At 70.9% G+C, this 22822-nt stretch carries 18 protein-coding genes; 8 read left to right on the top strand and 10 right to left on the bottom strand.

Features of this window, described 5'->3' with window-relative positions; translation table 11 throughout:
- Positions 1 to 186: 186 nt before the first annotated feature.
- A complete protein-coding gene (locus ACIBLC_RS06750; RefSeq protein WP_399209636.1) occupies positions 187 to 1176 on the bottom strand; it encodes a helix-turn-helix domain-containing protein in 990 nt (329 codons plus the stop codon).
- 450 nt (positions 1177 to 1626) lie between these two features.
- Here ACIBLC_RS06750 and ACIBLC_RS06745 point away from each other — a divergent pair, with 450 nt between their 5' ends.
- The 3 genes from ACIBLC_RS06745 (at position 1627) to ACIBLC_RS06735 (ending at position 4262) form a co-directional block, all read left to right on the top strand.
- Positions 1627 to 2688: an ArsR/SmtB family transcription factor gene (locus ACIBLC_RS06745; RefSeq protein ID WP_399209635.1), complete on the top strand. Its 1062-nt coding sequence runs from the start codon at positions 1627 to 1629 to the stop codon at positions 2686 to 2688.
- A 171-nt stretch (positions 2689 to 2859) separates the two neighbouring features.
- Complete coding sequence (locus ACIBLC_RS06740; protein ID WP_399209634.1) at positions 2860 to 3276, top strand: hypothetical protein; 417 nt, start codon at positions 2860 to 2862, stop codon at positions 3274 to 3276.
- A gap of 104 nt (positions 3277 to 3380) precedes the next feature.
- The gene (locus tag ACIBLC_RS06735) at positions 3381 to 4262 is read left to right on the top strand and encodes a hypothetical protein (protein ID WP_399209633.1); all 882 of its coding nucleotides are present in this window, start codon (positions 3381 to 3383) and stop codon (positions 4260 to 4262) included.
- 38 nt (positions 4263 to 4300) lie between these two features.
- Here the strand turns inward: ACIBLC_RS06735 and rbsD are convergent, their stop codons facing one another.
- From rbsD to ACIBLC_RS06710, 5 genes are all read right to left on the bottom strand, one after another.
- A complete protein-coding gene (rbsD, locus tag ACIBLC_RS06730; RefSeq protein WP_399209632.1) occupies positions 4301 to 4690 on the bottom strand; it encodes a D-ribose pyranase in 390 nt (129 codons plus the stop codon).
- Positions 4687 to 5646 (bottom strand): ribokinase, encoded by a 960-nt coding sequence (locus tag ACIBLC_RS06725; protein WP_399209631.1) that lies wholly within the window; start codon positions 5644 to 5646, stop codon positions 4687 to 4689. Before ACIBLC_RS06725 ends, rbsD begins: the two co-directional genes overlap by 4 nt.
- Before the next feature lie 116 nt (positions 5647 to 5762).
- Positions 5763 to 7718 carry a substrate-binding domain-containing protein gene (locus tag ACIBLC_RS06720; RefSeq protein ID WP_399209630.1) on the bottom strand — a complete coding sequence of 652 codons (1956 nt, stop codon included), beginning with the start codon at positions 7716 to 7718 and terminating at the stop codon, positions 5763 to 5765.
- On the bottom strand, positions 7708 to 9273 hold the full coding sequence (locus tag ACIBLC_RS06715) for a sugar ABC transporter ATP-binding protein (protein WP_399209629.1): 1566 nt from the start codon (positions 9271 to 9273) through the stop codon (positions 7708 to 7710). The genes ACIBLC_RS06720 and ACIBLC_RS06715 overlap by 11 nt, the downstream gene beginning before the upstream one ends.
- Positions 9270 to 10286 (bottom strand): LacI family DNA-binding transcriptional regulator, encoded by a 1017-nt coding sequence (locus tag ACIBLC_RS06710; protein ID WP_399209628.1) that lies wholly within the window; start codon positions 10284 to 10286, stop codon positions 9270 to 9272. Before ACIBLC_RS06710 ends, ACIBLC_RS06715 begins: the two co-directional genes overlap by 4 nt.
- 268 nt (positions 10287 to 10554) lie before the next feature.
- Between ACIBLC_RS06710 and ACIBLC_RS06705 the strand changes: the two genes are divergently transcribed.
- The 3 genes from ACIBLC_RS06705 (at position 10555) to ACIBLC_RS06695 (ending at position 15585) form a co-directional block, all read left to right on the top strand.
- Positions 10555 to 11727, top strand: coding sequence for a hypothetical protein (locus ACIBLC_RS06705; protein WP_399209627.1), 1173 nt, complete (start codon positions 10555 to 10557; stop codon positions 11725 to 11727).
- 42 nt (positions 11728 to 11769) lie between these two features.
- Positions 11770 to 14022, top strand: a complete 2253-nt coding sequence (locus ACIBLC_RS06700; protein WP_399209626.1) for an ATP-dependent RecD-like DNA helicase — start codon at positions 11770 to 11772, stop codon at positions 14020 to 14022.
- A gap of 273 nt (positions 14023 to 14295) precedes the next feature.
- Positions 14296 to 15585, top strand: a complete 1290-nt coding sequence (locus tag ACIBLC_RS06695) for a citrate synthase (protein ID WP_399209625.1) — start codon at positions 14296 to 14298, stop codon at positions 15583 to 15585.
- A gap of 587 nt (positions 15586 to 16172) precedes the next feature.
- On the opposite strand, the gene ACIBLC_RS06690 is transcribed toward ACIBLC_RS06695, so the two are convergent.
- Both ACIBLC_RS06690 and ACIBLC_RS06685 read right to left on the bottom strand, forming a co-directional pair.
- Positions 16173 to 18437, bottom strand: coding sequence for a heavy metal translocating P-type ATPase (locus tag ACIBLC_RS06690; RefSeq protein ID WP_399209624.1), 2265 nt, complete (start codon positions 18435 to 18437; stop codon positions 16173 to 16175).
- A gap of 124 nt (positions 18438 to 18561) precedes the next feature.
- Complete coding sequence (locus ACIBLC_RS06685) at positions 18562 to 18801, bottom strand: heavy-metal-associated domain-containing protein (protein ID WP_399209623.1); 240 nt, start codon at positions 18799 to 18801, stop codon at positions 18562 to 18564.
- A 279-nt stretch (positions 18802 to 19080) separates the two neighbouring features.
- Here ACIBLC_RS06685 and ACIBLC_RS06680 point away from each other — a divergent pair, with 279 nt between their 5' ends.
- Positions 19081 to 20115, top strand: a complete 1035-nt coding sequence (locus tag ACIBLC_RS06680; RefSeq protein WP_399209622.1) for a zinc-dependent alcohol dehydrogenase family protein — start codon at positions 19081 to 19083, stop codon at positions 20113 to 20115.
- A gap of 99 nt (positions 20116 to 20214) precedes the next feature.
- Here ACIBLC_RS06680 and ACIBLC_RS06675 read toward each other — a convergent pair whose 3' ends face one another.
- Together ACIBLC_RS06675 and ACIBLC_RS06670 are read right to left on the bottom strand one after the other, a co-directional pair.
- On the bottom strand, positions 20215 to 20415 hold the full coding sequence (locus ACIBLC_RS06675; protein WP_399209620.1) for a helix-turn-helix transcriptional regulator: 201 nt from the start codon (positions 20413 to 20415) through the stop codon (positions 20215 to 20217).
- A 242-nt stretch (positions 20416 to 20657) separates the two neighbouring features.
- On the bottom strand, positions 20658 to 21611 hold the full coding sequence (locus ACIBLC_RS06670; RefSeq protein ID WP_399209619.1) for a sugar phosphate isomerase/epimerase family protein: 954 nt from the start codon (positions 21609 to 21611) through the stop codon (positions 20658 to 20660).
- Positions 21612 to 21733: 122 nt separating this feature from the next.
- Here ACIBLC_RS06670 and iolC point away from each other — a divergent pair, with 122 nt between their 5' ends.
- Complete coding sequence (gene iolC / locus ACIBLC_RS06665; protein WP_399209618.1) at positions 21734 to 22684, top strand: 5-dehydro-2-deoxygluconokinase; 951 nt, start codon at positions 21734 to 21736, stop codon at positions 22682 to 22684.
- The last annotated feature ends 138 nt before the right edge of the window (positions 22685 to 22822 follow it).

Here is a 22822-nt window from a genome sequence, read left to right as displayed (position 1 = left end):
CCGGCCCGAGGGCGGGGCCCGGTCGCCGGGATTTTTTCGGGGCTCCATCCCTCCCCTGCCGGGATGGAGCCCCGAGGTCGGGCTCGCCTGCTGGTCAGGGAGTTGTCCGAGAACCGCCTGACCAGAATGCGCTGTGACTCCTGGGGCTGTCGTTACCAGTGAGTCCACAGGTTCTTGACGTTGCGTCTACTTCGCTGCGCCCGCCGTCCGGAAGCGGTACTCCTTGGGCGAGGTTCCGTACGCGGTGCGGAAGACGCGGGTGAAACCGGAGCTGCGGGGGAGGCCCCAGCGGGCGGCGATGACGTGGATCGGGGTGGCGTGCAGCGCGGGGTTCGACAGGTCACGGCGGGCGCCCTCGAGACGCTGGTCGCGGATCCAGGCCGCGACCGTCTGGCCGGACCGTTCCTCCTGGAAGAGCCGGTGCAGATAGCTGAGGGAGATGTGGTGCGCGGCGGCGATGACGGGCGGTGTCAGCTCCGGGTCGTGCAGGTTCTGCCGGATGAAGGCGCGTATGCGTTCGGTCATGGCCCGGTGCCGGGTCTCCGGAGGCAGCTCGGCCTCCGTGTCGAGCACCTGCGCGAACCAGGCCGTCAGCAGGTCGAGCAGGACCCTGCCCAGGCGGGGCGCCTCGGACGGCCGGAGGGAGTTGGACTCCTGGTTCAGGCCGGTGAGGAGCCCCGACAGCAGGGCGCCCGTTCCCTCGTGCCCGGACAGCCGCCTGCCGAGCAACTCCCCTGCCCGGTCGGGCGGTATGGGCAGCAGTGACTTCGGGAACTCCACGCCAACCCCCGTGACCGTGCGCCGGTCGGCGCCGTCCGGAGGCCCCACGTCGTACGGCCGCGAGGTGTCGCTCACCCACAGATCCCGCGGGCCGTACAGGTCGGTCCGCCCGGCGTGGTCGAGCCCCAACGTGCCGTCGAGCACCAGCGACAGGTGGTACTCCTCGGGATCGGACTGCCGTATCAGCTTCGCGTTCCGCCGGAACCGCATCGGCAGGAACGACGCCGGCCACACGGTCACCGGCCCCAGCTCCAGCAACCGCTGCTCCGCCCAGAAATCGGCGGCGTAGTCACTGCTGATGTCGCTGGGCGCGATCGTCCGGTCCATCAACTCCCGCCAGTACTCGAACCTGTCTTCCACAGGTACGTCCTCGCTCCGGAACACCGTCCCGATCATTTCGCCCCGTTCTCCTCCAAGTCCCCCGTACCTGCGCCTTCTTCGGCGCAAAGGCACTTTATCTTTCCGCCGAATCCTTCCACTGAATCCTTCCGCCGAAAAAATTCCGCAACCCCGTGCAACCCTTCCCCGACCTCGCGGGTCGTACATGGCATCAGGACTTCTGGAGGGGGATCCGGGGGGATTGCGGGGGTTCTGATTCGGAGGGGAACCCGAGGGGGCCCGGTCGACGGACCGGGTCCCCTCGAAGCTGTCCGCGCCGGCCGCCCGACCGGCTCCCTTGCCCGCTCCGGATGGCGTCAACCCGTATTCCGGCCCAAGTGACGGCAGGAGGCGGCTGGATAAGGCGTTCCCTCCTGTGGAAGCTGTCGCCACGCTGCTCCGTGCACAGAGCTGTGCACGGATGAGCAGAGCCGTGCGCGACGGCAGCCGACGCAGGGGGCGAGAACTGTGCTGCGTATCCACTTCGGGCCCGACGACTTCGCGCGTCTCCGGCTGGCCAGGGAACCCGATCCGCTCTGGGAGACCGTCTGCAGCCTGCACCGATTACAGACCTCGCAGGGACGCTGGGCCTACGCCGACTGGTACCGCAGCACCCGCGACACCCTCGTCGGCACCCAGCTCGGTGACGCGGTGCGCAGGCTCCTCGTCCCGGTCGTCCCTCTGGCACGCTACTTCCCGGACTTCCTGACCCCCCGGGAGGCCGCCGACGGGCTGGACCCGGGGCTCACGGCCATCATCGACACCCCGCCCAGCCGCGTCGCCCTCGAAATGCGCAAGCTGCGCCAGATCAGCGGCGCGCCGCCCTGGGCTCCGACCCTGGTCGAACGCGCGAACCGCGAGGAGCTCGCCAAGGTCATCCGTGCCTACCACAACGCCGTGATCGCGCCGCACCACGACCGCATCGGCGCGCGCATCACCGGTGAGTCCGCACTGCGGGCCCGCGAGACCCTCGACACGGGCATCGGCGGGTTGCTCGCCGGCCTCGCGCCCACCATGCACTGGCGGTCGCCGGTCCTCCAGGTCGACTACATCGAGGACCGGGACCTGCATCTCGGCGGGCGCGGACTGCGCCTCGTACCCTCGTACTTCTGCTGGCGGGCCCCGATCGCCCTGGCGGACGGCACCCTCGAGCCGGTGCTGATCTATCCCCTGCACCGCGACCGGCTCCCCGCGCCCGCGCGACCGTCCGACGCCTCCCTCGGCGCGCTCCTCGGCAAGACCCGCGCCGCCGCGCTGCGCACGCTCGCCGAGGGCGCGACCACGTCGGAACTGGCGCGTTTCCTGGGCGTCTCGCCCGCCACCGCCACGCATCACACCACCGTGCTGCGCGACGCGGGCCTGATCGCCAGCCAGCGCACCAACAACACCGTGCTGCACACCCTCACCCCGCTCGGCGCGGCGATGCTCCGTCCCTACGGTCCCACCCGTGTCACGGACCCCTCCGCCACCGCCGGAGTACCGGCGTCCGCCGCCGGGTCTCGGACTTTCGACTCCGGTCGAAGTTCGTAGTACGGGCCCGCCCCTGTCTGCGAGCGTCATCGGCGAGCCGCGCTCGAGGCAAACGCGAGGCGCGCTCAAGGCACACACGAGCGGGGCGCACGCATGGGACGCACGCGTGGGACGCGATACCCGCCCGCACTGCCAGCCAAGGCCCGCACGCCCAACCAAGGGGGAACACCCATGAACAAAACCGTCATGGCCAGCGCACTCGCCCTGGTCTCCGCCGCGACCTGCGTGGTGGCTCTCGCCCCGGCGGCGTCGGCCGCACCGCAGGCCTGCGTGACGCAGGGGCTGACGACCGGGGGCAACGAAGGCGTCGGCACCATCCGCTACAAGTCCGCCAGCAGCACCTGCGGCGACCTCAACCTCACCTACACCAACGACACTTCCGGCTACGCCAACGACTGGTTCGCCGGGCGACTGCGCCGTTCCAACGGCACCTGGTTCACCTGTTCCGCCGGTTACGTCCACGCCTTCAACGGCAGCCACAGCGTCAACGACTCCACGTACTGGCTGTGCACCGACGTCAACGACAACACCCCGTTCACGGTCGCGAGCCTCGCCAACGGCGGCGACTCCGTCAACATCACGCACTAGCACGCCGATTCCGTGACCCCGGGGGTGTTGTCACGAGCAGGCCGCACCCCCGGCCGGCGGGAGCCGAGAAGACACAGAGGACTACGCAGAGGGGAGCCCGTCCGGTGATTCAGCTTCCGGCCCGTATCGCCGCCGCGGCCACCGCCGCGCTGCTGGCCCTCTGTTCGGCCGCCTGCTCGGCGGGCTCCGGCCCGTCGGGCACGCCCGACGCGTCGGGCCGCCCGCCCTCCCCGGTGACCCCCGCCCGCCTCAGCCACGCCCTGCCGGACGACCCCGTACGCATGCTCTTCCCGGCTACCGGCGCCGAGACCCGCTGGACCCAGGGGCTCGGCACCTTCGGGCAGCAGACGGCGCGTGCCGCCGCGGCCCTGTGCGCGAGCGACCGGGGCATCGCCCTTCCCGAACAGGTCCCGCTCGCCTACATCCGGTTCTCCGAGCTGCCCGACCTGGACTTCCTCGCCCGGCACGGGTTCAGCCAGAGCGCCGAGGTGCCCACCACCGCCGCGCGGCCCGTCGTGGCCCGTTCCGGCAGCGCCGCCGCGGTACGCCGGTGCCAGGCCGAAGGCACGGCCGCCGCCGAGGAGTTGAGCGAGACCTACGCCCCGCTCCAGGCGCGGTGGTTCGACGCCCTCGCCTCCCTGCGCACCGATCCCGCCGTCCGCCGGGCCGTGGGCACCCTGCCCGACTGCCTCGCCGGGCACGGCCTGCGAGTCCGTGACGAGAACGGCTTCTTCGCCCTGGTCGACGCCAACCTGAACTCCGCGGCCCCCGCCGAACTCCCGTACGTGGAACGCGAACTCGGCAGCGCCTACGCCGCCTGCATGCGCCCCGTCGAAGCCGTCCGCGAACCGGCCCGGCTACGGCTGCGCGCCCGCTTCGTCACCGAACACGCCGACGAGATAAGCGAGTTGCGAGCGACCCTGGTCCCGGCACTCCGCGAGTCCGAGAAGCGGCTCGGCGTACGCCTCGCCTTCCCGGCGCCCTGAACCAGCGCCCTGAACCGGCATCGAACCGGCCCGTCCGCTCAGAAGAACACCCCGCAGCGCAGCAGCACATTCGCGTACGGCCGGGCCTCCCCGGTCCGTACGACCAGTCGCGCGTTCGCCGACAGCGACTTCAGCTCCTCGTGCGAGACCGTCCACAGCCCCGGAAAGCGCGCCTCCAGCAGGGCCGTGGCCTCCGGATTCGCCTCCCGGACCTCACGCGCGGCGGTGGCGCCCTCCACCACCAGCTCCTCCAACAGCCCGTCGAGCACCTCCGCGAAGGACGGCACCCCGGCCCGGAAGGCCAGGTCCACGACCCGGGGTCCCGTCGGTATCGGCATCCCCGCGTCGCACACCAGGACCCCGTCCCCATGGCCCAACTCGGCCAGCGCGCCCGCGAGATGACGGTTGAGAATTCCGGCCCTCTTCACTGGGACCCACCTCGCGAGGGCCGCGTGCCGTCGTCCGGCGACGGGAAGGCGGCGGCCAGGGCGGCGACCTCCCCGGCCGTCGGGAAGGACTCCTGCGCACCGGGCCGGGTGACCGCGGCGGCCCCCACCAGGGCGGCGTACGCGGCGGCGTCGACCAGCGACTCCCCGCGCCCCAGCCGCCAGGCCAGCGCAGCCGTGAACGAGTCGCCCGCCCCGGTCGTGTCCACGGCCTCGACCGGCACCGACGGCACCCGGACCCGCGCCCCGGCCCGCACCGCGACCAGCGCGCCCTGCGCGCCCAGGGTGATGACCACGGAGCTCGGGCCCAGAGCGAGCAGGTCCCGCGCCCAGTCCTCGGGCTCCGGACCCGCACCCGGGCCGATCAGCACGCGCGCCTCGTGCTCGTTCACGATCAGCGGGTCGCAGGCCGCCAGCACCTCGCGCGGAAGTGGCCGGGGCGGCGAGGGATTCAGTACGAACCGGCCGTGTTCGGCGAGATTCCGTACGACCTCCACGACCGTCTCCAACGGGATCTCCAACTGCGTCGAGACCACCCGGGAAGCCTGGAAGAGGCTCCCGGCGGCGCGGATGTCCCCGGGCGTCAGCCGCCCGTTGGCGCCGGGCGAGACCACGATGCTGTTGTCCCCGGACGGATCCACCGTGATCAGCGCGACGCCGGTGGGCGCCCCGCCCACCAGCACGCCCACGGTGTCGACACCGGCGGCCCGCTGCGAGTCCAGCAGCAGCCGGCCGTGCGCGTCGTCGCCGACGCGGGCCAGCAAGGCCGTACGGGCGCCGAGCCGGGCGGCGGCGACCGCCTGGTTGGCGCCCTTGCCGCCGGGGTGGACGGTCAGGTCCGAGCCGAGGACCGTCTCCCCGGCCGCGGGCCGTCGCTCGACTCCGATCACCAGGTCGGCGTTGGCCGAGCCCACGACCAGCAGGTCGTAGTCGTACATGAACTGTCTCCCTAGAAAGGTCGGTCGGGAACGCGTCGGGTGAGCGGCCGGCCGGACCGATCGTCCGTCCGGCCGCTCACCGGGTCATCCGCCGAAGCCGGCCGCGCCCACCGGTGTCATCCGCTGAACTCGTCGACGTTCCGCGAGGTGACCACCTTCACCGGCACCATCACCGTCTTCTCGACCTTCTTACCCTCGGCGGCCTTCAGCGCGTTCTCCACCGCGATTCGGCCGAGTTCCGTCGGCTGCTGGGCCACGGAGGCGTACATCGTGCCCGCCTTGACGGCGGTCAGCCCGTCGGGCGTGCCGTCGAAGCCGATGACCGCGACCGACTTGCCGGCCTTGGAACCCAGCGCCTTGACCGCGCCGAGCGCCATCTCGTCGTTCTCGGCGAACACGCCCTGGATGTCGGGGTGGGCCTGGAGCATGTTGGTCATGACGTCGAGGCCCTTGGTGCGGTCGAAGTCCGCGGGCTGCTTGGCGACGACCTTGATGCCCGGGTAGTCCTTCAGACCCTCGGTGAACCCGGCCCCGCGCTCACGGCTGGCGGACGTGCCCGCCTGGCCCTGGAGGATCGCGATGGTCCCCTTGCCGCCCAGCTTCTCGGCCATGGTCTTCGCGGCGAGCTTGCCGCCCGCGATGTTGTCGGAGGCGACGAGGGCCGCCGTGTCGGCCTTGTTCACGCCCCGGTCGACGCCGACGACGGGGATGTCGGCCTTGTTCGCGGAGCGCACCGAAGGGCCCGCCGCGTCCGAGTCCACCGGGTTGACGATGATCGCCCCGAGGCCCGAACTGGTGAAGTTCTGCAACTGGTTGGCCTGCTGCGACGCGTCGTTCTGGGCGTCCGTCACGGTCAGGTCCACCCCGAGCTTCTTCGCCTCCTCCTGAGCACCCGCCTTGATCTGTACGAAGAAGGGGTTGTTCAGCGTCGAGAGGGACAGGCCCACCTTCGTCGTCGCGGTCGAGGACGAGCCGGTGTGCAGGAAGGACATCGCGCCCACCACGGCCGCCGCGACCACGGCCGCGATCACGTACGTCGCCGCCTGCCTGCCCCTGCCCCTGCCGCCGCTGCCCGAGGCACCGGACACCGGGGTCGCCCCCGCCTTGCGCCGCAGCGTGTCGAGCAGCACCGCGAGTGCGATCACCACACCGATGACGACCTGCTGCCAGAAGGCCGACACGGAAAGGAGGTTGAGCCCGTTGCGCAGCACCGCCAGGATCAGCGCGCCGATCAGCGTGCCGGACGCCTTGCCGGTACCGCCCGCGAGGGAGGCGCCGCCGATGACGACCGCGGCGATCGCGTCGAGCTCGTAACCCTGCGCGGCCTGCGGCTGGGCGGAGGAGAGCCGGGAGGCGAGCACGATGCCCGCGGCGGCGGCGAACAGGCCGGACAGCGCGTAGATGACGAGCTTCTGCCTCTTCACCCGCAGACCCGACAGCCGCGCGGCCTCCTCGTTGCCGCCGATCGCGTACATGGAGCGGCCGATGTACGTCCGTCCGAGGATCAGGGCGGTGATCAGGCCCATCACGACCATCACCAGGACGGGCACCGGCAGCCAGCCGCCGAGCGTGTCACCGAGGTGGGACACCGAGTCGGGGAAGGCGATCGGGCTGCCCTGCGAGATGACCAGGCTGAGTCCCCGGCCCACCGACAGCATGGCGAGCGTCGCGATGAACGGCGGCAGTTTCCCGTACGAGATCAGCACGCCGTTGACCAGGCCGCACGCTATGCCGGTGGCGATCGCGAGGAGTACCGCGATCCAGACCGGCACGCCCTCCGAAGTCGCCGTCCAGGCGAGGACGGTGGCGGAGAGCGCGGCGACGGAGCCGACCGACAGGTCGATGCCCGCCGAGACGATCACGAAGGTGACGCCGAAGGCGAGGATGGCGGTGACGGCCGCCTGGACGCCGATGTTGAGCAGGTTGTCCGTCGTCAGGAAGTCGCCGGACAGTGCCGTCATGGCGACGACGAGGACGATGAGCGCGGTGAGCGCGCCGTTGTCGAGCAGGAGGCGGCGGACCGCCGAGGCGCCACTCGCGCCCGAGGTGCTTTTGAGCGTGTCAGTGGCCACGGTGGGCCTCCTTTTCGGTGTTCGTGCTGACGGCGAGGGCCATCACGGAGTCCTGGGTCGCCTCGTCGGCGGAGAGTTCGCCGGCGATCCGGCCCTGCGCCATCACCAGCACCCGGTCGCTCATGCCGAGCACCTCGGGCAGATCGCTGGAGATCATCAGGACGGCGGCGCCCGCGGCCGTCAGTTCGTTGACCAGCTGGTAGATCTCGACCTTGGCGCCGACGTCGATGCCGCGGGTCGGCTCGTCGAGGATCAGCACTCTGGTGTCGGCGAGCAGCCACTTGCCGATGACGACCTTCTGCTGGTTGCCGCCGGAGAGGGTGCGCACGTGCTGGCCGAGTCCCGCCATCCGGACGCCCAGCTGTTCGGCGACCCGCGTGGCGGCGGCCCGCTGTCCCTTGAGGTCGACCAGACCGGCGTGGGTGGCCGCCCGCATGGTCACGAGCCCGAGGTTCTCCTCCACCGAGGCGTCCAGGAGCAGCCCCTGGCCCTTGCGGTCCTCGGGGACGAGCCCGATGCCCGCCTCCATCGCGGCGCTCACGTCATGACGGCGCAGCGCGGAACCGGCGACCTTCACGGCTCCCTTGTCGTAGGGATCGGCGCCGAAGACGGCCCGGACGACCTCCGTACGTCCGGCCCCCACGAGCCCCGCGATACCGACGACCTCGCCGGCCCGCACCTCGAAGGACACGTCGTGGAAGACGCCGTCCCGGGTGAGCCCCTCGACGCTCAGCAACGCGGCCCCGGCCTCCGCGCGTTCACGCGGATACTGCTGCTCGATGGACCGGCCCACCATCAGGCGTACGAGTTCGTCCGACGGTGTGGACGCGGGCACCTGGCCGACGCTCCTGCCGTCCCGGATGACCGTGACCCGGTCTCCCAGGGCGGCGATCTCCTCCAGGTGGTGGGTGATGAAGACGATGCCGACACCGTCCTCGCGCAGCCGGCGCACGATCGCGAAGAGTTTCTCGACCTCCTCGGAGGTGAGCACCGCGGTCGGCTCGTCCATGATCAGCACGCGGGCGTCCAGGCTCAGCGCCTTCGCGATCTCGACCATCTGGAGCCGGGCGATGCCGAGTTCACGCACCCGCGTGTCGGGGGAGACGGTCACCCCGACCCGCTCCAGCAGTTCGGCGGCCCGGGCCTCCATCGTCTTCCGGTCGATCAGCCCGAAGCGGCGCGGCTGCCGCCCCAGGAAGATGTTCTCGGCGACGGTCAGGTCCGGGACGAGGTTGAACTCCTGGTAGATGGTCGCGATCCCGAGACGCTCGGAGTCCTGCGCCCCCTGGATGCGGACCTCCTCGCCGTCGACGAGGACGCGTCCGGCGTCCGGGTGGTAGGCGCCGGAGAGCATCTTGATGAGGGTGCTCTTGCCCGCGCCGTTCTCGCCGAGCAGTACGTGCACCTCACCGCGGCGCAGGTCGAAGTCGACGCTGTCGAGCGCGACGACGCCGGGGAAGGTCTTGCGGATGCCCTCGATACGCAGCAGTTCGTCCGCGCCCGTGCGAGGCGACTGGTCCGAACCGGTACCGGGCAACTCGTCCGGGCGGCTCACGGGTTGCTCCTCTCTGTGGCAGGGGCCTCGCCGCACGAGCGGCGTACGACGAGACGGGCGGGGAGGGTGACGGACTGCGGGGGCCGCCCCTCGATGCGGTCGACCAGGGCGCGTACGGCGGCCCGGCCGAGTTCGCCCGTCGGCTGGGCGATCGCGGTGATCGGCGGATCGGTGTGCACGAACCACGGGATGTCGTCGAACGCGGCGAGCGCGATGTCCTCGGGAACCCGCATTCCGCGCGCGCGGATCGCGTCCAGCGCGCCGAGCGCCATCAGGTTGTCGGCGGCGAAGACGACCTCGGGCGGCTCGGCCAGCCCGAGGAACCGCTCGGTGGCCCGCCGCCCGCTCTCGGCCTGGAAGTCGCCCTGCCCTATGTAGGCGCCGGGCAGCGGAAGTCCGTACTCCGCCATGGCCTCGCGGAAGGCCTCGACCCGCTCGCTGCCGGTCGTGGTGGCCGCCGGGCCCGCGATGATGGCGAGCCTGCGGTGGCCGAGGCCGTGCAGGTGGGCGACGAGATCGCGTACCGCGGCCCGTCCGTCGGACCGTACGACGGGTACGTCGAGGCCGGGGATCCAGCGGTCCACGAACACCATCGGGGTCCCCGCGCGCGCGGCGTCCAGCATCCCGGGGGAGCCGCCGTCGGCGGGGGAGACGAGCAGTCCGTCGATACGCCGGTCCAGCAGGGTCCGTACGTGGTGGTCCTGGAGGTCGGGCCGCTCGTCGGCGTTGCCGATGATCACGCTGTAGCCGAGCGCGCGGGCCTCCTCCTCGACGGAGCGGGCCAGTTCGGTGAAGTACGGGTTCAGCACGTCGCTGATGACCAGGCCGAGGGTGCGGGTCTGGTCGGTGCGCAGGGAGCGGGCGACGGCGTTCGGGCGGTAGCCCAGCGCCGCGACGGCGGCGAGGACGCGGGTCCGCGCGTCGGGGCTCACGGACGGGTGGTCGTTCAGCACACGGGACACCGTGGCAACGGAGACACCCGCCTCCGCGGCGACATCCTTGATGCTCGCCATCACCGCTCCACCTCCTTGTGGAATCGATTACACGGAGGATTGGAATCGATTACACGGGTCCGGGGCAAGGGGGTGGAGGGGGCCGAAACCCAATCGTGACCCAGCGCGGGTCGCGGCAGCGCTCGCTCGGAGTGCCCGCGGGCAAGTGAACCGGCGGGACGCGCGTGACGTTGTGGGTCTGTCCTGGACCCGTGGGGCACAGCGGCATTCACGGTACGGCCGAGGCTCCTGTGGCAGCGGCGGCCCGACAGAAGGAAGCAAGAGGACGATGACGAACTCGCCGACCGGCTCTCCCGCCGGTTCCGAGGACTACCCGGGCTTCTACCCCGACCAGCCCCAGGGGCCGTGGGACTTCACGCCGAGGGATCCGACCAGGGCGGAGCAACCTCCCGGCTACCACCCGCATACCGCACCCGAGGAAGCTCCCTCGCAGGACTTCGTGAGGAGGTACGACCGTGCGATCGTTCAGGAGCGTGGAATCCGCGGCACGGAGCCCCCGTCCTACGACCCGCAGGAGCGGTTCGAGAGCGACCTGCGGGAAGCCGAGCTGCGCAGTCTCGACGTGCCGGTTCAGCCGGACCGGTCCCTCCAGTCGGAAGCGGAGTTCCAGGAGCAGGTGCGGCTGGCCATGGCCGCCAGCCTCGAAGACGCCACCCGCCCGCAGGCGTGGGAAGCCCCGGTGTCCGCCGTCCCCGGCCCTTTCCCTCCGGTGGCCTCCAGCCCTCTGGCCGCCGACCCGTTGGCCTCCAGCCCTGCCGCCGCGTCGGACTCCCGTCGGGACATGTGGCTGGCCACGTCTCTCGGCTTCGAGGAGGCCGCGAACCGGATTGACCTGGGCCCCGATGTGCCCGGCTTCTCCAGCCCGGTGGCCTCCAGTCCGGTGGCTTCCAGCCCCGGTGACGCGAACTTCCGGCGGGACATGCGGCGGGCCCTGGCTGTCAGCGCCGCAGAGGCCAGAATCTCGCAGCGGTCGGCCGGCACGGGACCCGATGTGCCCGGCTTCTCCGGTCAGACGGCCCCCAACCCGACGGCCCCCAACCCGACGGCCCCCAGCCCGGTGGCCCCCGGCCCGGTGGACCACAACCCGGCGGCCTCGGGCCCGGTGGACCACAACCCGGCGGCCTCGGGCGTCGGCTTCGGTCCTACGCCGCGGTGGGACTTTCACGCGGTACGGGTCGCCGAGGCGAGGAGCAACGCCGTCTCGAGGCCCATGATGGGGTCGGACGCGGATGCGTTCGGAGCCGTCAGGGGGACGCCGGCGGCTCCGAACCCGTCTGACCGGGCGCCGTCGAACCCCGTCGGCGGCTCCGCGAACGACTACTCCCCGCAGGCAATTCCCCGCAGGCCGCTGGAAGCGAACCGCGGGAACACGGACGGACAACCGGCGCGGGGGCTGGAGCGGGGAGGTCAGGTACAGGCCCGGCCGCAGGGCCGCCGCTGATCCCGCCCACCGTTGTCGGACCCCGGCGGTACCGTTTCGACCATGTCCCATCAGGCGGCGGACCCCGCAGGCGAACGGCGGCTCGCGACACTCGAAGGCGTACTCGAACGCATCACGTACGCCAACGAGGAGAACGGATACACGGTCGCGAGGGTCGACACCGGCCGCGGCGGCGGCGACCTGCTCACCGTCGTCGGCTCACTGCTCGGCGCCCAGGTGGGGGAGTCGCTCCGGATGGAGGGCCGCTGGGGCTCCCACCCCCAGTTCGGCAAGCAGTTCACGGTGGAGAACTACACGACGGTGCTGCCCGCCACCGTCCAGGGCATCCGCCGCTATCTCGGCTCCGGCCTGGTCAAGGGCATCGGCCCGGTCTTCGCCGACCGGATCACCCAGCACTTCGGCATCGACACCCTCCAGATCATCGAGGAGGAGCCGAAGCGGCTCATCGAGGTCCCCGGGCTCGGCCCCAAGCGCACCAAGAAGATCGCCGACGCCTGGGAGGAGCAGAAGGCGATCAAGGAGGTCATGCTCTTCCTCCAGACCGTCGAGGTGTCCACGTCGATCGCGGTCCGTATCTACAAGAAGTACGGCGACGCGTCGATCTCGGTGGTGAAGAACCAGCCCTACCGCCTCGCGTCCGACGTCTGGGGCATCGGCTTCCTCACCGCCGACAAGATCGCCCAGTCCGTCGGCATCCCGCACGACAGCCCGGAGCGCGTCAAGGCAGGCCTGCAGTACGCCCTTTCGCAGTCCGCCGACCAGGGCCACTGCTATCTCCCCGAGGAGCGGCTGATCGCGGACGCGGTGAAGCTTCTACAGGTGGACACGGGCCTGGTCATCGAGTGCCTCGCGGAGCTGGCGGCACCCGCACAGGACGGCGAGGACCCCGGTGTCGTCCGGGAGAAGGTGCCGGGCCCGGACGGCGGCGAGCCGGTGACGGCCATCTACCTGGTCCCCTTCCACCGCGCCGAACTCTCCCTGTCCGCACAGCTGTTGCGGCTCCTGCGCACCGACCAGGACCGGATGCCCGCCTTCCGCGACGTCGCCTGGGACAAGGCGCTGACCTGGCTGAAGGGGCGTACGGGCACGGAGTTGGCGCCCGAGCAGGAGGAGGCGGTCCGGCTCGCGCTCACGAAGAAGGTCGCCGTGCTCACCGGCGGACCCGGCTGCGGCAAGTCGTTCACGGTCCGCTCGATCGTGGAACTGGCGCGCGCCAGACGGGCGAAGGTCGTCCTGGCCGCGCCCACGGGCCGCGCCGCCAAGCGTCTTGCCGAGCTGACCGGGGCCGACGCCTCCACCGTGCACCGGCTCCTGGAGCTGAAGCCGGGCGGCGACGCCGCCTACGACAAGGACCGTCCGCTGGACGCCGACCTGGTGGTAGTCGACGAGGCCTCGATGCTCGACCTGCTCCTCGCCAACAAGCTGGTCAAGGCGGTGCCTCCGGGCGCCCACCTCCTCTTCGTGGGAGACGTCGACCAACTCCCCAGCGTCGGCGCCGGTGAGGTGCTGCGCGACCTGCTCGCCGAGGGCGGCCCCGTCCCGGCGGTCCGGCTCACCCGGGTCTTCCGGCAGGCCCAGCAGTCCGGGGTGGTGACGAACGCGCACCGGATCAACTCCGGGCAGCACCCCCACACGGACAACATGAAGGACTTCTTCCTCTTCGTCGAGGACGACACCGAGGAGGCGGGCCGGCTCACGGTGGACGTGGCGGCCCGGCGGATTCCGGCCAAATTCGGGCTCGACCCGCGCCGCGACATCCAGGTCCTCGCGCCGATGCACCGGGGCCCGGCGGGTGCGGGCGCCCTCAACGGCCTTCTCCAGCAGGCCATCACCCCCGCGCGCCCCGACCTCCCCGAGAAGCGCTTCGGCGGCCGGGTCTTCCGCGTCGGAGACAAGGTCACCCAGGTCCGCAACAACTACGACAAGGGCGAGAACGGCGTCTTCAACGGCACGGTCGGCGTCGTCACCTCCCTCGACGCCGAGGAACAGCGCCTGACGGTGCGGACGGACGAGGACGAGGAGGTGCCGTACGACTTCGACGAACTGGACGAGCTGGCCCACGCCTACGCGGTGACCATCCACCGCTCCCAGGGCAGTGAGTACCCGGCGGTGGTGATCCCGGTCACCACCGGTGCGTGGATGATGCTCCAGCGCAATCTCCTCTACACGGCCGTCACCCGCGCCAAGAAGCTGGTCGTCCTCGTCGGTTCCCGAAAGGCGATCGGCCAGGCGGTCCGCACGGTTTCCGCCGGCCGGCGGTGCACGGCCCTGGATTTCCGGCTGGCGCGGGCCTGACGAGCCGCGATCCGTCCCCACCGGGCCGTTCGGGACCTCTCGGGAGGCCTCCGGACGCCGCTCCGGGAAAAATGATCGATCAAACGAGTCGTAAAGGTCACACAGCACTTCCGGAATCCTGGCGAAGGGGGGCAGGATGAGTAAGTTGGCGGCACTCAGTGCCGCCAATAGGCCCAATGGTCGACCCCGAGTGCACTCTCCAGGGCCAAATGGGGGATGGTAGAGACAGTCAGGGCACCTCGAAGAAGAGGGACAACGTCGGTGAGGGATGACGTGAGCGACAACTCTGTAGTAGTGCGTTACGGCGATGGCGAGTACACCTACCCGGTGATCGACAGCACCGTCGGCGACAAGGGCTTCGACATCGGGAAGCTGCGCGCACAGACGGGTCTGGTGACGCTGGACAGCGGATACGGGAACACCGCCGCCTATAAATCCGCGATCACCTATCTCGACGGTGAGGAGGGCATCCTCCGGTACCGCGGCTATCCGATCGAGCAGCTGGCCGAGCACTCCACCTTCCTTGAGGTGGCCTCGCTGTTGATCAACGGCGAACTGCCGGACGTGGACGGGCTCTCCACCTTCAAGAACGAGATCACGCAGCACACCCTGCTGCACGAGGACGTCAAGCGTTTCTTCCAGGGCTTCCCGCGCGACGCCCACCCGATGGCGATGCTGTCGTCGGTGGTCAGCGCCCTGTCGACGTTCTACCAGGACAGCCACAACCCCTTCGACGAGAAGCAGCGTCACCTTTCGACGATCCGCCTTCTCGCCAAGCTTCCGACGATCGCGGCTTACGCCTACAAGAAGTCGATCGGCCACCCCTTCGTCTACCCGCGCAACGACCTCGGGTACGTCGAGAACTTCCTCCGCATGACGTTCTCGGTCCCGGCGCAGGAGTACGAGCTCGACCCGGTCGTCGTCTCCGCGCTGGACAAGCTGCTGATCCTGCACGCGGACCACGAGCAGAACTGTTCGACGTCCACGGTCCGCCTGGTCGGCTCCTCGCAGGCGAACATGTTCGCCTCGATCTCCGCCGGCATCTCCGCCCTCTGGGGCCCGCTGCACGGCGGCGCCAACCAGTCCGTCCTGGAGATGCTGGAAGGCATCCAGGCCAACGGCGGCGACGTCGACTCCTTCATCCGCAAGGTGAAGAACAAGGAGGACGGCGTCCGCCTGATGGGCTTCGGCCACCGGGTGTACAAGTCCTTCGACCCGCGCGCGAAGATCATCAAGGCCGCTGCGCACGATGTCCTCTCGGCCCTGGGCAAGTCCGACGAGCTGCTGGACATCGCCCTCAAGCTGGAGGAGCACGCGCTCTCCGACGAGTACTTCGTCTCGCGCAACCTCTACCCCAACGTGGACTTCTACACGGGGCTGATCTACCGCGCCATGGGCTTCCCGACCGAGATGTTCACGGTCCTGTTCGCTCTCGGCCGCCTCCCGGGCTGGATCGCCCAGTGGCACGAGATGATCAAGGAGCCCGGCTCCCGCATCGGCCGCCCCCGGCAGATCTACACGGGCGAGGTCCTGCGCGACTTCGTCCCGGTCGAGGGCCGCTGAGCACGGAACTCGCCGAACGGCCGCGCGCCTAGCGGCACACACGGACAAAACGGAAAGCGCCCTGCTACCGGTCCCCCCACGGGCCGGCAGTCAGGGCGCTTTCCTTGTCCCGGTGCGGATTCCCCCCACGGGATCCGGCCGGGCGTCTGTGGACAGCGCCTGAATCGCTGTGATCTTGCTGGACGAGCTGGTTGAACGGACCGACTGAGCGGCCTGGCTGCGAGCGGAACGAGCAAAACCTCGGTCACGAGGGTGCGGTTGGCCGGGACGCGTACCGCCGGGAGGGCCGCTCAAAGCTCCCCGGTGTACGTGCCCCGGCAACGCAGTTCCAGGGACGTCCCCCAAGACATCCCCAGATGCCAGTCACGCCCCCCAAGACGCTTCTGACATCGCCAACTTAGACTCACGAACCCCTTTGTTGGTTACGTTCACATCACTGTGACCTGCGTCTCTTGCATATGTCCTGAAGATACGCAAGAGACCCCAAATAGGAATACCAGGGGCCCAAGCGTAAGGAAGTTGCGCGAGCCTTGTGAAGAGCTTATGTGAGGCTCTCCCCGGACTCTAGGGGGGTTCTCACCCGAACATCATGAGAATGCCCTGAGCCGAAGGCTGTTCGTGACCACGAACACCGACGAGAAGGCCATCGCCGCTCCCGCGATCATGGGATTCAGCAGTCCGGCCGCCGCCAGCGGCAGCGCCGCCACGTTGTATCCGAAGGCCCAGACGAGGTTCCCCCTGATGATGCCGAGGGTCCGGCGCGACAGCCGGATCGCGTCCGCGGCCACCCGCAGATCCCCGCGCACCAGCGTCAGATCGCTCGCCTCGATCGCCGCGTCCGTGCCGGTGCCCATCGCGAGCCCCAGGTCCGCGGTGGCCAGTGCCGCCGCGTCGTTGACCCCGTCGCCCACCATCGCGACGCTGCGCCCCTCGCCCTGGAGCCGCCTGACGACATCGACCTTGCCCTCGGGCAGCACCTCGGCGATCACGTCCGCGGCGTCGATCCCGACGGCACGCGCCACGGACTCGGCGACCGCCCGGTTGTCCCCGGTGAGCAGCATCGGCGTGAGCCCGAGGGCGCGCAGTTCGCGCACGGCATCGGCGCTGGTCTCCTTGACCGCGTCGGCGACGGTGAGCACACCGACCGCGGCGCCGTCCCGGGTGACCACGACGGCGGTACGTCCTTCCGCCTCGGCGGCGGACTTGGCGCGCGCCAGTTCGTCCGGGAGCGTCGGCGGGGTGTCCGGAAACCGGCCGACCGTGATCTCGTGGCCCGCCACGCGCCCGCGTACCCCGCGCCCCGGAACGTTCTCGAAGTGCTCCGGAGGCGAAAACGCGCCAACGCGCTCCTGAGCGCCTGTCGCGATCGCCTGGGCAATCGGGTGCTCGGAGGCGTGCTCCAGGGCTCCTGCGAGCCGCAGGAGCTCGTTCTCGGCCGTGCCCCCGACGACGTAGACCTCTTGAAGTTTCATGCGTCCCGTCGTCACCGTCCCGGTCTTGTCCAGGACGACGGTGTCGACGCGGCGCGTGGACTCCAGGACCTCGGGCCCCTTGATGAGGATGCCGAGCTGGGCGCCGCGTCCCGTGCCGACCATCAGGGCGGTCGGCGTGGCCAGTCCCAGCGCGCACGGGCAGGCGATGATCAGCACCGCGACGGCCGCGGTGAAGGCGGCGGCCGTGTCACCCGTGACCGCCAGCCAGACCCCGAACGTGCCGAGCGCGATCAGCAGCACCACCGGCACGAAGACCCCGGAGATCCGGTCGGCGAACCGCTGCACCTCCGCCTTGCCGTTCTGCGCGTCCTCCACCAGCCGTGCCATCCGGGCGAGTCGGGTGTCCGCGCCGACCCGGCCCGCCTCGACGACCAGCCGGCCCCCGGCGTTCACGGTCGCGCCGGTCACCGCGGAGCCCGCGCCGACGTCGACCGGCACCGACTCGCCGGTCAGCATGGAGGCGTCGACGGCCGAGGTGCCCTCGACGACGGTGCCGTCGGTGGCGATCTTCTCGCCGGGCCGTACGACGAAACGGTCCCCGACGGCCAACCGGTCCACGGGGACACGTACTTCACGCCCGTCCCGCAGGACGGACACGTCCTTCGCGCCCAGCTCCATCAACGCCCGCAGCGCCGCCCCCGCCTGCCGCTTGGAGCGGGCCTCCAGATAGCGGCCGAGCAGGATGAACGCGATGACACCCGCGGCGACCTCCAGGTAGATCGCCGAAGTCCCCTCCGCGCGCGAGACGGTGAACGAGAAGCCCTCGCGCATGCCCTCCATGCCCGCGTCCCCGAAGAACAGCGCCCACAGGGACCAGCCGAACGCGGCCAGTGTGCCGATCGAGATGAGGGTGTCCATCGTGGCCGCGCCGTGCCGCGCGTTCGTGAACGCGGCCCTGTGGAAGGGGAGTCCGCCCCACACGACCACGGGCGCGGCCAGGGTGAGCGCCAGCCACTGCCAGTTGTCGAACTGGAGCGCCGGGATCATCGACAGCAGGGCGACGGGGAGGGCGAGGAGGACGGAGACGGTCAGGCGTTCGCGCAGGGAGGCCAGTTCGGGGTCGCGCTCCCCGGCGGAGTCCGGCGCGGAACCTGCCGTGGGCGGGGGCGGCGGCCGCTCGGCGGTGTACCCGGTCTTCTCGACGGTGGCGATCAGATCGGCGACCACCACCCCCTGCGGATACGAGACCTTCGCCTTCTCCGTCGCGTAGTTGACCGTGGCGGTGACGCCGTCCATGCGGTTGAGCTTCTTCTCGACGCGGGCCGCGCAGGAGGCGCAGGTCATACCGCCGATGGTGAGCTCGATCTCCGAGGCGGGAGTGGTCTCCGCCGTGGGTGTCGCGGGTGCTGAGGTGGTCATGCCGGCTCCAAGGAACGAACCGGACCGTACGGAGCCAGTATCAGCTGGTCGGTACGGCCCGGTGTGGAGAGCTGGTGCCTGCCACGGCGCCAGGTGCTGCGGAGGGTGTCGCGGAGGGGTTGGTTCAGGCCTTGCCGACGAGCTCGAAGCCCGCCTCGTCGACCGCGGCGCGCACCGCGTCCTCGTCGAGGGCGGCGGCGGAGACCACGGTGACCTCGCCGGTGGAGGCCACGGCCTTCACCGAGCTGACGCCGGCGATCCCGGAGAGCTCGCCGGAGACGGAACCCTCACAGTGCCCGCAGCTCATTCCGCTCACCTGGTAGACGGTCGTGACGGAACCCTGGGTGTCGGTCTGCGAGGTCATGGCGTTACTCCTCATTGAGGCATCTCGGGCGTGCGTACGTAGACAGGAGGGGAGTCCTGGGGCTCCAGGGTTGCCTCCTGCTATGCAGGCTATACCCCTAGGGGGTACATCTCCAAGTGGCGTCACCGTCGCCGACCGGTGTCGATGACCGTGCCCGTCCGCGCTGGGAGACCGAGTTCGGCAAGGCCCGCGGGGGCACCCGGAAACGCCCGCCCGGTGGCGCGCCCGGCGTTCGCTTCGGCATGCTGATCCACGGGCCGACGGCGAGGGGCGAGACGGATGCGCGCAGTGGTGTTCGAGCGGTACGGGGAGCCGGCCGAGGTGCGTGAGGTGGCTGACCCGGCGCCCGCGGAGCACGGGGTCGTGGTGCGGGTCGAGGCCACCGGGCTGTGCCGGAGCGACTGGCACGGCTGGATGGGCCACGACCCGGACATCACGCTGCCGCACGTGCCGGGCCACGAACTCGCCGGGGTCGTCGAGGCGGTGGGTGCCCGCGTCACCGGCTGGCACCCCGGTGACCGGGTCACCGTGCCGTTCGTCTGCGCCTGCGGCAGCTGTCCCTCGTGCGCCGCGGGCGACCAGCAGGTGTGCGAGCGCCAGACCCAGCCGGGGTTCACCCACTGGGGTTCCTTCGCGCAGTACGTGGCGCTCGAACACGCGGATGTGAACCTGGTCGCGGTGCCGGACGGGATGTCCGGCGCGACGGCCGCCTCGCTGGGCTGCCGGTTCGCCACGGCGTACCGGGCGGTCATCGCGCGGGGCAGGCTCGCCGCGGGGGAGTGGGTCGCCGTGCACGGCTGCGGGGGCGTCGGCCTGTCCGCCGTGATGATCGCGTCCGCCGCCGGGGCCCGGGTCGTCGCAGTCGACGTGTCGCCCCAGGCGCTGGACCTGGCACGGAAGTTCGGGGCGACGGCGGTCGTGGACGCGTCGAAGGCGGCGGACACGGCGGAGGCGGTACGCGAACTGACCGGCGGCGGCGCCCACCTGTCGCTGGACGCCCTCGGTTCCCCGGCCACCTGCGCGGCCTCGGTGAACGGCCTGCGCCGCCGCGGCCGGCACGTCCAGGTCGGACTGCTGCCTGCGGCCCCCGAGATCCCCATGGCCCGCGTGATCGGCCTCGAACTCGACGTCCTGGGCAGTCACGGCATGGCGGCGCACGCCTACCCCGGCATGCTGGAACTGGTAAGGGCCGGTGTCTTGCGCCCCGACCTCCTGGTCACCGCCACCATCCCGCTGGACGCGGCTCCGGCCGCGCTGGCGGCGATGGGGACGGCGCCGGCAGCGGGCGTCACCGTCATCGAGCCGTGGAGCTGACCGGGGACGCCTTGTGTCCCGTACGCGCCTGTGCCGTGCGTGCGACGGCGGGGCACAGGCGCGGGGACGGAATCGTGACGGAATCGTGCGGGAAGGGAGTCAGTCGTCCCGGCGCCCGCGGTTTCTCGGGCGGGCGGCGACCCAGGCCCGCACGGTGTCCGCGTACCAGTAGGGCTTGCCGCTCTCCACGTGGTCGGGCGGCGGCAGCAGCCCGTGCTTGCGGTACGACCGCACGGTGTCCGGCTGCACCTTGATGTGCGCCGCGATCTCCTTGTACGACCAGAGCCTGCGGTCGGTCATGAGTGGCACCTCCCCGCGCGTGCCACGGCGGCGGCCGGGGGCGGCCGTCGGGGGAGCCGGGCACTGCGCTGGTGATCAACAAAGCCTGTGCTCCGTGAACGACACAGAGTGAGCACCGGGAAGTGCCTGTCGACCGGGTGTGACCCAAAACCCGCGTACACGCGACATGTGTGACAGGAGGCGGGTATTTGTGACACGAGTGACGCAATGGGCGGACGGCGACGGGAACGGCCGGACAGGCCCTACGCCCCGCAGGACCTGAGGAACGCCCGCGTGCGCCGCGCGATCGGCAGCGGCTTGTCCGGCGGACACGGGTACATGTCCTGCTCGACGATCGCGAAGAGGTCGACGTCGAGCTGCTGCGCGGCGGCGAGGACGGGCTCCAACGCCGGTACGCCCGACGGCGGTTCGCACATCACGCCACGGGCCACGGCGGGCCCGAACGGCACCTCGTCCGCCCGCACCTCGGCCAGGATCCGCGGATCGACCTGCTTGAGGTGCAGGTATCCGATGCGCTCCCCGTACGTCTCGATCAGCTTGACGCTGTCGCCGCCGCAGTACGCGTAGTGCCCGGTGTCCAGGCACAACGAGACCAGCGAGGAATCCGTCGCGTCGAGGAAACGGGTGACGTTCTCCTCGCTGTCGATGTGCGTGTCGGCGTGCGGGTGGACGACGATCCGCAGCCCGTACCGCTCACGCACCTCATGGGCGAGCCGCTCGGTCTGGGTGGTCAGATCGCGCCACTGCGCGGGCGTCAGCGTGCTGTCCTCCAGCACGTCGCCCGTCTTGTCGTCCCGCCAGAACGCGGGGATGACCACCAGGTGCTCGGCGCCCATCGCCTGGGTGAGCGCCGCGATGTCCGAGACATGCGCCCAGGTGGACTCCCACACGTCGGGACCACGGTGCAGCCCGGTGAACACCGTGCCGGCCGAGACCGTGAGCCCGCGCCGCGCGGTCTCGTCCCTCAGGACGGCCGGATCGGTGGGGAGATAGCCGTAGGGGCCCAGCTCGATCCACTCGTACCCGGACCCGGACACCTCGTCGAGGAAGCGCTGCCAGGGGACCTGCTGGGGGTCGTCGGGGAACCAGACGCCCCACGAGTCGGGAGCCGAACCGACCCGGATACGGGACAGTGAGGACGGAGGCGATGCCTGCTGAGAGGGCCGCGGAGAGGACTGCGGTGACAACGACGTCATGAGCGTCAGCTTCCGGCGGCACCAAGGACGTGTCAAGGCCTGGTCCGAATGTCTGGACAAAACGTTGACAGGGCTCCCCGCACCCGGCTAGACCTGGGTGCAGCCGAAGCGAAGGGAACTCGATGGCGTACGACCTGATCACCATGGGGCGGATCGGTGTGGACCTCTATCCCTTGCAGGCAGGGGTCCCGCTGGCTCGGGTGACGACCTTCGGGAAGTTCCTCGGCGGCTCGGCGACGAACGTCGCGGTGGCCGCGGCCCGGCTGGGACGCCGTACGGCGGTGATCACACGCACGGGCGACGACCCCTTCGGCGCCTACCTCCACGAGGCGCTGCGCGACTTCGGTGTCGACGACCGCTGGGTCACCCCGGTCCCCGGTCTGCCCACCCCGGTCACGTTCTGCGAGGTCTTCCCGCCGGACGACTTCCCGCTGTACTTCTACCGGCAGCCCAAGGCCCCCGACCTGGAGATCGACGCGCACGACCTCGACCTCGACGCCCTGCGTGAGGCCCGCATCTTCTGGGTGACCGGCACAGGCCTGAGCGAGGAGCCCAGCCGTACGGCGACGCTCGCGGCGCTGGCCCACCGCGCCAGGTCGGGTACGACGGTCTTCGACCTCGACTGGCGCCCCATGTTCTGGACGGACCCCGAGTCCGCCCGCCCCTTCTACGCCGAGGCCCTGCGGCACACCACCGTCGCCGTCGGCAACATCGACGAGGTCGAGATCGCCACCGGAGAGCGCGAACCGCACGCGGCCGCCCGCGCCCTGCTGGACGCCGGCGTCGAACTCGCGGTCGTCAAGCAGGGCCCCAAGGGCGTCCTCGCCGTCCACCGCGACGGCACCTCCGCCGAGGTCCCGCCCCTCCCGGTGACGGTCCTGAACGGCCTCGGCGCCGGCGACGCCTTCGGCGGCTCGCTCTGCCACGGCCTGCTCGCCGGCTGGGACCTGGAGCGGATCATGCGGTACGCCAACGCCGCGGGCGCCATCGTCGCGTCCCGCCTGGAGTGCTCCTCCGCGATGCCGTCCCCCGTCGAGGTCGAGGACGCGCTCACGGCAGGAGCGGTGCTGTGAGGGCCGGTCAGGTCGGCGGTGCGAGAAACGAAGGGGGCGACCCGGCGTTGCACGGCGCGTCCCCGCGTGAGGAGGGCACCTCGGGCGGCTCGTCCCCGCACGAGGCGAGCGCCCCGGACGCGCCCCGTCGAGTCGATG

This window comes from Streptomyces sp. NPDC050535, from assembly GCF_044457665.1.
GTDB lineage: Bacteria > Actinomycetota > Actinomycetes > Streptomycetales > Streptomycetaceae > Streptomyces.
The sequence above is the reverse complement of the archived record's forward strand: the minus strand, read 5'-3'. Positions and strand labels throughout refer to the sequence as shown.